General features: G+C 66.8%; 5 protein-coding genes. 1 reads left to right on the top strand and 4 read right to left on the bottom strand.

Annotation, left to right across the window (positions count from 1 at the left end; translation table 11 throughout):
* Both GD429_RS32075 and GD429_RS32070 read right to left on the bottom strand, forming a co-directional pair.
* Nucleotides 1-454 (bottom strand): alcohol dehydrogenase catalytic domain-containing protein (locus tag GD429_RS32075; RefSeq protein ID WP_152863163.1); only part of this gene is annotated, 454 nt, incomplete at its 3' end.
* A 324-nt stretch (nt 455-778) separates the two neighbouring features.
* Complete coding sequence (locus GD429_RS32070; protein ID WP_152863161.1) at nt 779-2,275, bottom strand: xylulokinase; 1,497 nt, start codon at nt 2,273-2,275, stop codon at nt 779-781.
* 450 nt (nt 2,276-2,725) lie between these two features.
* Between GD429_RS32070 and GD429_RS32065 the strand changes: the two genes are divergently transcribed.
* Complete coding sequence (locus tag GD429_RS32065) at nt 2,726-4,102, top strand: nucleobase:cation symporter-2 family protein (protein WP_193727256.1); 1,377 nt, start codon at nt 2,726-2,728, stop codon at nt 4,100-4,102.
* A gap of 348 nt (nt 4,103-4,450) precedes the next feature.
* Here the strand turns inward: GD429_RS32065 and GD429_RS32060 are convergent, their stop codons facing one another.
* Together GD429_RS32060 and GD429_RS32055 are read right to left on the bottom strand one after the other, a co-directional pair.
* On the bottom strand, nt 4,451-5,974 hold the full coding sequence (locus GD429_RS32060; protein WP_152863159.1) for an efflux transporter outer membrane subunit: 1,524 nt from the start codon (nt 5,972-5,974) through the stop codon (nt 4,451-4,453).
* The gene (locus GD429_RS32055) at nt 5,974-9,174 is read right to left on the bottom strand and encodes an efflux RND transporter permease subunit (protein WP_152863157.1); all 3,201 of its coding nucleotides are present in this window, start codon (nt 9,172-9,174) and stop codon (nt 5,974-5,976) included. The genes GD429_RS32060 and GD429_RS32055 overlap by 1 nt, the downstream gene beginning before the upstream one ends.
* Nucleotides 9,175-9,178: the final 4 nt, after the last annotated feature.

Genomic DNA, 9,178 nt, shown 5'->3' with positions numbered 1-9,178 from the left:
CCGCGATCTCGGGCACGACGATGTAGTTCGAGAACGTCGACGTGCCCATGTAGTGGAACAGCGGCTTGCCGTCGAGCGAGAAGCGCGACGTCGCGTCGGGCATCAGGCCCTTGCCCTGCGTCGCGCGGATCTTCTGGCACAGGTTGGTCTTGCGCGACAGGCAGAACTTGCACTCGCGGCATTCCGGCGTGTAGAGCGGAATCACGTGGTCGCCCTTCCTGACGGTGCCGACGCCGGGGCCGACGTCGACCACCACGCCCGCGCCTTCATGGCCGAGGATCGCCGGGAAGATGCCTTCCGGATCGGCACCCGACAACGTGTAGTAGTCGGTGTGGCAGATGCCCGTCGCCTTCACTTCGATCAGCACTTCGCCGGCGCGCGGCCCTTCGAGATCGACTTCCTCGATCGTCAGCGGCGCACCCGCCTTCCATGCAATCGCGGCTTTCGTTTTCATCGTGTCACTCCTGTCTGTCAATTAGGTCGCCCCGGGGTGGCGCTGCGGCGCCCGTGTCGTCCGGGGTCAGTGCTTCAACACTCGTGTCGGCCGGAGTCGGTGCTTCAGCACTGACTCCGGCCCCATGCCTTGCATCCGGTCCCATGCTTCGCACCGGGCCCCGTTCAAAGCGGTCGAACCCATGCCGCGCGACATCGCGCGCGATACGGCAAAAGCATCTCGTGCTCGCCATGATGGCCGGTCCCGCCGCGCACCGCGTGCGGGAATCGGTCGCCGGCTTGCCACGATGCGTCATCGCTGACGCAAAAGAACAAGTGTCCGAGTTTAAACGCCCGTCGTGAACCACGCATCCGTGCGCGCATACAGATCGACGAAGCGTGCGTGGCGCGCGGCCAGCAGGCGGTCGTCGCGCGGCGCGGCGACCGGCGACGCGGCCGGCGCCAGCGCGCGCAACGTATCTTCGCGCCAGTGTCCGATCGCGACGCCCGCGAGCAGCGCGGCGCCGCGCGTCGCGGCGTTCGGGCAATCGATCGCGTGCAGCGACGCGCCGAGCGCGTCGGCGAGCAACTGACGCCAGCGCGGATCGACCGAGCCGCCGCCCGCGAGACGCAGCGTCGTCACCGGGTCGCGACGATCCGCATCGCGGATCGCATCGAGCCCCGCGCGCAACGCGAACGCGACGCCTTCGAACGCGGCACGCATCATCGCGCCGCGCGTGTCGCCGAGCCCGAGGCCGAGCCAGCCGCCGCGCGCATCGGGATTCATCCACGGCGAACGCTCGCCGGTCAGGTAGGGCAGGAAGCACAGCCGTTCCGACGGCGGTTGCGCGAACGCGTCGTCATACGCATCCGCCCATCCCGAATAACCGAGCCAGCCGCGCACGGTTTCGAGCGCGAGCCCGACGTTCTGCATCGCGGCCATCGTGTAATAACCGCCGCCGGCCGCCGCGCGATAGCGATGCAGCCCGCGCCGTGCGGGCGGCAGCGCATCCGCGAGCACGACGATCTGGCCGCCGCTGCCCGTCGTCAGCAGCGCGTCGCCGGCCGCGGCGAGCCCGCTGCCGAGCGCCGCGCATGCGGTGTCGGCCGCGCCCGTCGCCAGCGGCACGCCGGCCGGCAGGCCGAGCGCCGCGGCCGCCTGCGCGCCGAGCGTACCGCAGCGTGCAGTCGACGCATGGACCGGCGCGAACCGGTCGGCCGGCAGGCCGAGCGCGTCGATCAATGCCGTATCCCATGCGCCGTCGGGCGTCGCGAGCGCGGTCGCGCACGCATCGCTCGGATCGGCCGCGACGTCGCCGCCGAGCGCGATGCGCAACCAGTCCTTCGGCTGCACGGCCCAGCGCGCGACGCGCAGCGCATCGGGTTCGTGCGCGGCCAGCCAGCGCAACAGCGGGCCCGCCATGCCCGGCGCGACGGGATTCGGGGCGACGGGCAATCCGGCGACGGGCATTCCGGCGGCGGGCGATCCCGCGGCGAGCAATCCGGCGACGGACCAATCGGACGCGTCCGCTTCGCGCACCGCGCGCGTGTCGGGCCACAGCAGCGCGGGCCGCACCGGCTGCCCGGCCGCGTCGATCAGCACGACGCCATGCATCTGCCCCGAGAAGCCGATCGCCGCGACCTGCGCGCGCTCGCCGGCCGGCAGCCGCGCGGCCGCGCGCACGAGCGCCTGCCACCACGCATCGGGCGCAATCTCGGCCCAGCCGGGCCGCGGCGACGACAACGCATAAGGTTCGCTCGCGACCGCGCGCTCGACGCCATCGGCATCGAGCGTGACGAGTTTGACGGAGCCGGTGCCGAGGTCGATTCCGAGCAGGCGCATGACGGGAGGATGAATTCGTATGGACGGATGCCGATGATAACGGGATCGCGATGTGTGCCGCCGCATTTGCGGTCGACGCAGCGCGATGCGATGCAGGAAAGCAAGCGGTCGGCGGCCGGGTTTCACCGGGCTGCACCGTGCGTGCAAAAGCGGCCGTTCACGGGTTAACCCGGCGCGATTTTTCGACACCCCTTTTTGCCACTATGCGGCCGCGCCGATACACACCATAAAGCGGCCGATATTTGGCACGGGGGCCGCCGCTATTTTGAAGGGCTATAAAACCGGGGAACCTCACTCCTGCGGCAGCTTCCCGATGATCGACACCCTGTTTCAAGCCGAAATGGCATATCGAACCAGCAAAGCACGGAATAGAACCCAGTGCTCTTGTTGCGTGGATTCATTCCGCATAACTTCGTATCACCCCGAAAACAAGATCATGGAGTGAGACAGATGCAATCGAACACGGTCCATCCGTGCGATGAGGTGCTGCCGACCGGCAAGCTGGTAACGCTTGGCCTGCAACACGTCCTCGTCATGTACGCCGGCGCCGTCGCCGTGCCGCTTATCGTCGGCGGCGCGCTCAAGCTGCCGAAAGACCAGATCGCGTTCCTGATCAGCGCCGATCTGTTTTCGTGCGGCATCGCCACGCTGATCCAGACGCTGGGCCTGTGGATCTTCGGGATCCGCCTGCCCGTCATCATGGGTTGCACGTTCGCGGCAGTCGGCCCGATGATCGCGATCGGCACGAACCCCGGCCTCGGCATTCTCGACATCTTTGGCTCGACCATCGCGGCCGGCATCATCGGCATCGTGCTGGCGCCGACGATCGGCAAGCTGTTGCGGTTCTTCCCGCCGGTGGTCGTCGGCACCGTGATTGCCGTGATCGGGCTGTCGCTGATGGAAGTCGGCATCAACTGGGCCGCCGGCGGCGTCGGCAACCCCGAATACGGCAGCCCGGTCTATCTCGGCCTGTCGCTGCTCGTGCTGACGCTGATCCTGCTGATCAACAAGTTCGGCCGCGGTTTCATCGCGAACATCTCGGTGCTGCTCGGCATCGTCGCCGGCTTCGTGATCGCGTTCATCCTCGGCCGCGTGAACACCGAAGGCGTGTCGCTCGCGCCGTGGGTCGGCTTCGTGATGCCGTTCCACTTCGGCTGGCCGCACTTCGACCCGCTGTCGATCGCGACGATGGTCACCGTGATGTTCGTCACGTTCATCGAATCGACCGGCATGTTCCTCGCGGTCGGCGACATGGTCGATCGTCCGGTCGACCAGGAGCGCCTGGTGCGCGGCCTGCGCGTCGACGGCCTCGGCACGCTGATCGGCGGCATCTTCAACTCGTTCCCGCATACGTCGTTCTCGCAGAACGTCGGCCTGATCGGCGTGACGGGCGTGAAGAGCCGGTTCGTGTGCGCGACGGGCGGCGTGATCCTCGTGATGCTCGGCCTGTTCCCGAAGATGGCGCAGGTCGTCGCATCGGTGCCGCCGTTCGTGCTCGGCGGCGCGGGCATCGTGATGTTCGGGATGGTGGCCGCGAACGGCATCAAGGTGCTGTCGAAGGTCGACTTCGTGAACAACAGCCACAACCTGTTCATCGTCGCCGTGAGCGTCGGCATGGGCCTCGTGCCGGTCGTGTCGCCGCACTTCTTCTCGAAGCTGCCGCCCGCGCTCGCACCGATCCTGCACAGCGGCATCCTGCTGGCATCGGCCACGGCCGTGATCCTGAACATCGTGTTCAACGGCGTGAAAGGCGAAAAGGATGCGCGCTGCGACATCCGCCGCGCCGGACACGACTTCGACGGGCGTCCCGCCGACGTGCACCACTGATCGCGCCGCGCCGGACGACGGCGCAACGCGGTAACGAAAAACGCCACGGCATGCCGTGGCGTTTTGCTTGGCGGGTGTCGAATCACGCGGGACTCGGGCGAGCGCCATCGGATCGGAAGGGCCGGCCGCCCGGCAGCGCTGCGCGGGTTGTGCCGATCGGTCGTGCGGGCCGAAGCGACCGGAGCGACCGGAGCCCGATGCACGCATCGTCACGGCAACGCTCCGCGCCCCGCGCGATACGACAGCACAAACAGAAACGCCACGAACTTTCGTCCGTGGCGTTGACGTTTGCGCATACCGCCGGTTCGACGGACCGGAGCGGTCGCCCGCTCCCGCGCTGCTTCGCGCTTACCCGTTCGTTGCCGCCGCCGACGCAGGCGCCGGAGCGGCCGCCTTGTCGTAGTCGACCGGCTCATCCGGCGCGCGCGGCGTCTCGCCGGCGCGCTGGACCCAGCCGCCGCCCAGAGCGCGGTACAGGTCGACCAGGTTCGTCCAGCGCGCCAGACGCGCGCTGATGAGCGTCTGCTGTGCCGAGTACAGGTCCGTCTGCGCGGTCAGCACCGACAGGTAGCTGTCGACGCCGTTCTTGTAACGCAGGTCCGACAGGTCGAAGCGGCGCTGCTGCGCGTGCTCGTTGCGCTCGAGCGCGGCGATCTGCTGGTCGTACGTGCCGCGTGCGGCCAGCCCGTCCGACACTTCGCGGAATGCCGACTGGATCGCCTTCTCGTAGTTCGCGATCTCGATGCGCTTCTGCACGTGCGCGAGATCGAGATTGGCGATGTTCGAACCGCCCTCGAAGATCGGCAGCGCAATACTCGGCGCGAACGACCACGCCGCCGTGCCGGCCTTGAACAGGCCGCCGAGCGTCGGGCTCGCGGTGCCGAACGCCGCCGTCAGCGAGATCTTCGGGAAGAACGCCGCGCGCGCCGCGCCGATGTTCGCGTTCGCGGCCAGCAGCGTCTGCTCGGCCTGCATCACGTCGGGACGACGCGTCAGCAGGTCCGACGGCAACCCGGCCGGCACGTCCGTCAGCAGGTTCTGCGCGTCGAGCGGCATGCCCGGCGGCAGATCGTCCGGCAGCGGCTCGCCGATCAGCAGCACCAGCGCGTTCAGCGCCTGCGCACGCGCACGCGCCTGCGCCTGCTGGTTCGCGAGCGCCGTCTCGACGACCGTCTGCGCCTGACGCAGCTCGAGCTCGGAGCCCGTGCCGTTGTCGAACTGCAGCTTCGTCAGGTCGTACGACGCCTGTGCCGTCTTCAGCGTGTTTTCCGTGACCTTCAACAGATCGTCGGTCGACTGCAGCGTCAGGTACTGGTCAGCCACCTGCGACACCAGCGAGATTTCCGACGCCTGCCGCGCATACGCGGTCGACAGGTACTGCGCGAGCGCCTGATCCTTCAGGCTCTGCACGCGGCCGAACAGGTCGAGTTCCCACGACGCGGAAAGCCCGACGTTGTAGCTGCGCGAGATCAACGGCGCCCGCGTCGACGACACGCCGGCCGGGAACCGCTGGATGCTGCCGGTACCCGTGCCGTCGAGCGTCGGGAACAGGCCCGCGCGCGTGATCTGGTACTGCGCGCGCGCCGCCTCGATGTTCAGCACCGACACGCGCAGGTCGCGGTTGTTCTTCAGCGCGATCTCGATCAGCCGCTGCAGGCGCGGATCGACGAAGAATTCGCGCCAGCCGATGGCGGTCGCCGCCTGGCCGTTCGCGCTGCGCGCGCCGGCAGCGCCCGGCTGCGTCGCGTAGACGCCGCCGGCCGGGTACGCCTGCGCGACGGGCGCGTCGGGCCGCTTGTAATGCGGCGCCATCGTGCAGCCCGTGGCAAAGAGCGCGACCGCGATTGCAGTCAAAGCGTGTTTTTGCATCATCACTGTCCCTTGTTGCCTTCGTCGCCGTTGCCCGGCTTCTCTTCGTGCTTCGCGTGCTCCTGAGCCAGGCGCAATGCCTCGTCGGCGTCTTCCCGTTCGCCACTGAAGATCGCGCGGACCTTCACGAAGAACATCGGGATCAGGAAGATCGCGAGGAACGTCGCCGTGATCATCCCGCCGATCACGCCCGTGCCGATCGCGTGCTGGCTCCCCGAGCCCGCGCCGTTGCTGATCGCGAGCGGCATCACGCCGAGAATGAACGCCATCGACGTCATCAGGATCGGGCGCAGCCGCTGGCGCGCCGCTTCCAGTGCGGCCTCGACCGGCCCCATCTTCTCCGTCACCTGCAACTCGCGCGCGAACTCGACGATCAGGATCGCGTTCTTCGCCGACAAGCCCACGGTGGTCAACAGGCCGACCTGGAAGTACACGTCGTTCTCGAGGCCGCGCATCGTCGCCGCGAGCAGTGCGCCGATCACGCCGAGCGGCACCACCATGATTACCGAGAACGGGATCGACCAGCTTTCATACAGCGCCGCGAGACACAGGAACACGACGAGGATCGAGATCGCGTACAGGATCGGCGCCTGCGAACCGGACTGGATTTCCTGGAACGACAGGCCGGTCCACGAATAGCCGATACCGACCGGCAGCTTCTTCGCGAGCCCTTCCATCGCGGTCATCGCCTGACCGGTCGACTTGCCCGGTGCGGCCTGACCCTGGATTTCCATCGCCGAGACGCCGTTATAACGCTCGAGCTTCGGCGAACCGTACGTCCAGTGACCGGTCGCGAACGCGCTGAACGGCACCATCCCGCCCGACCCGTTGCGCACGTACCAGATGTTCATGTCGTCCGGCGTCATCCGGAACGGCGCATCGGCCTGCACGTAGACCTTCTTGATCCGGCCATCGGTGTCGAGGAAGTTGTTCACGTACTTCGACGCCCACGCGATCGAGAACGTCTGGTCGATCGCATCCGCCGTCACGCCGAGCGCATTCGCCTTCTCGCGGTCGATGTCGACCTTGTACTGCGGCGTGTCGTTCAGGCCGTTCGGGCGCACGCCCTGCAGCGTCGGATCCTTCGAGGCCATCCCGAGCAACTGGTTACGCGCGGCCATCAGCGCATCGTGGCCGAGACCGGCGTTGTCCGTCAGCTCGAAGTCGAAGCCGGCGGCCGTACCGAGTTCAGGAATCGACGGCGGGTTGAACGGGATCACGATCGCGTCCTTGTAGCCCGCATAGCGCCCGAACATCCGGCCGATCAGTGCCTGCACCTTCTGGTTTGCATGCTGACGCTGCGAGTAGTCCTTCAGGCGCACGAACACAAGACCGGAGTTCTGGCCGCGACCCGCGAAGCTGAAGCCGTTCACCGTGAACGCCGATTCGACGATTTCCTTCTCGTCCTTCAGCAGGTAGTCGGAAATGTTCGCCAGCGTCTTCGCGGTCGTTTCCTGCGTCGAACCCGACGGCGTCTGCACGATCACGAACATCAGGCCCTGGTCTTCATCGGGCAGGAACGACTTCGGCAAACGCACGAACAGCAGGCCGACCCCGACGATCACGGCCAGGTAGATGATGAGCCAGCGGCCCGAGCGCTTGATCACGTGATGCACGCCGACGTGGTACTTGTCGCGGCTGTTGTTGAACGTGCGGTTGAACCAGCCGAAGAAACCCTTCTTCTCTTCGTGATGCCCTTGCGGGATCGGCTTCAGGATCGTCGCGCACAGTGCCGGCGTCAGAATCAACGCGACGAGCACCGACAGCACCATCGCCGTCACGATCGTCAGCGAGAACTGACGATAGATCGCGCCGACCGAACCGCCGGAGAACGCGACCGGCACGAACACGGCCGACAGCACGAGCGCGATGCCGACGAGTGCGCCGGTGATCTGGCCCATCGCCTTGCGGGTTGCCTCCTTCGGTGACAGGCCCTCTTCCGCCATCACGCGCTCGACGTTCTCGACCACCACGATCGCATCGTCGACCAGCAGGCCGATCGCGAGCACGAGGCCGAACATCGACAGCGTGTTGATCGAGAAGCCCACCAGCGACATGACTGCGAACGTACCGAGCAGCACGACCGGCACCGCGATCGTCGGGATGATCGTCGCCCGCAGGTTCTGCAGGAACAGATACATCACGAGGAACACCAGCACGATACCTTCGAGCAGCGTCTTGACCACTTCCTCGATCGACAGCTTCACGAACGGCGTCGTGTCGTACGGATACTTCACGACGAGGCCGTGCGGGAAGAACGGTGCCAGCTCGTCGATCTTCGCGCGCACGGCCTTCGCGGTCGCGAGCGCGTTCGCGTTGGTCGCGAGCTGGATACCGAGTGCCGCGGTCGGCTGACCGTTGTACTTCGTGTCGAAGTTGTAGTTCTCGCCGCCGAGCTCAAGCTTCGCGACGTCCTTCAGGCGCACCTGCGAGCCGTCCTGGTTGACCTTCAGCAGGATGTTGCCGAACTGCTCGGGCGTCTGCAGCAGCGTCGATTCGGTGATCGTCGCCTGCAGCACGGTGCCCGGCTTCGCCGGCGTGCCGCCGATCTGGCCGCCCGCGATCTGCACGTTCTGCGCGGTGATCGCGGAGCTCACGTCGACCGGCGTGAGGCCGTAGTTCGTCAGGCGGGTCGGGTCGAGCCAGATCCGCATCGCGTACTGCGAGCCGAACAGCGTGACGGTACCGACGCCGTTCAACCGGCTGATCGGATCCTTCACGTGCGACGCCACGAAGTTCGCGAGGTCGTACTTGTTCATGCTGCCGTCTTCGGAGTTGAAGGCGAGCACCAGCAGGAAGCTGCTGCTCGACTTCGTCACCGACAGGCCGAGCTGCTGCACGACCTGCGGCAGAACCGGCGTCGCGAGCGACAGCTTGTTCTGCACCTGGACCTGCGCGATGTCGGCGTTGGTGCCCGGCGCGAAGGTCAGCGTGATCGTCGCGTTGCCCGAGTCGTCACTCGTCGACGACATGTACAGGAAGTTGTCGAGACCGCTCATCTGCTGCTCGATCACCTGCGTCACCGTGTCTTCCACCGTCTTCGCGGAAGCGCCCGGGTAGTTCGCGGTGATCTGGATCGATGGCGGCGCGATCGTCGGATACTGCGAGATCGGCAGCGTGAAGATCGCCGCAACCCCGGCCAGCATCAGGATGATGGCGATCACCCACGCGAAGATCGGGCGATCGATAAAAAACTTTGCCATGAAA

Source organism: Burkholderia sp. BE17 (genome assembly GCF_009362305.1).
Taxonomy (GTDB): Bacteria; Pseudomonadota; Gammaproteobacteria; order Burkholderiales; family Burkholderiaceae; genus Burkholderia; species Burkholderia pyrrocinia_C.
This window is presented reverse-complemented; position numbering and strand designations above follow the sequence as displayed.

Excerpts from the sequence above, each read along its gene's own strand:
- GD429_RS32055 (WP_152863157.1), bottom strand. The coding sequence starts at position 9,174 with ATGGCAAAGTTTTTTATCGATCGCCCGATCTTCGCGTGGGTGATCGCC.
- GD429_RS32070 (WP_152863161.1), bottom strand. The coding sequence starts at position 2,275 with ATGCGCCTGCTCGGAATCGACCTCGGCACCGGCTCCGTCAAACTCGTC.
- GD429_RS32060 (WP_152863159.1), bottom strand. The coding sequence starts at position 5,974 with ATGATGCAAAAACACGCTTTGACTGCAATCGCGGTCGCGCTCTTTGCC.
- GD429_RS32065 (WP_193727256.1), top strand. The coding sequence starts at position 2,726 with ATGCAATCGAACACGGTCCATCCGTGCGATGAGGTGCTGCCGACCGGC.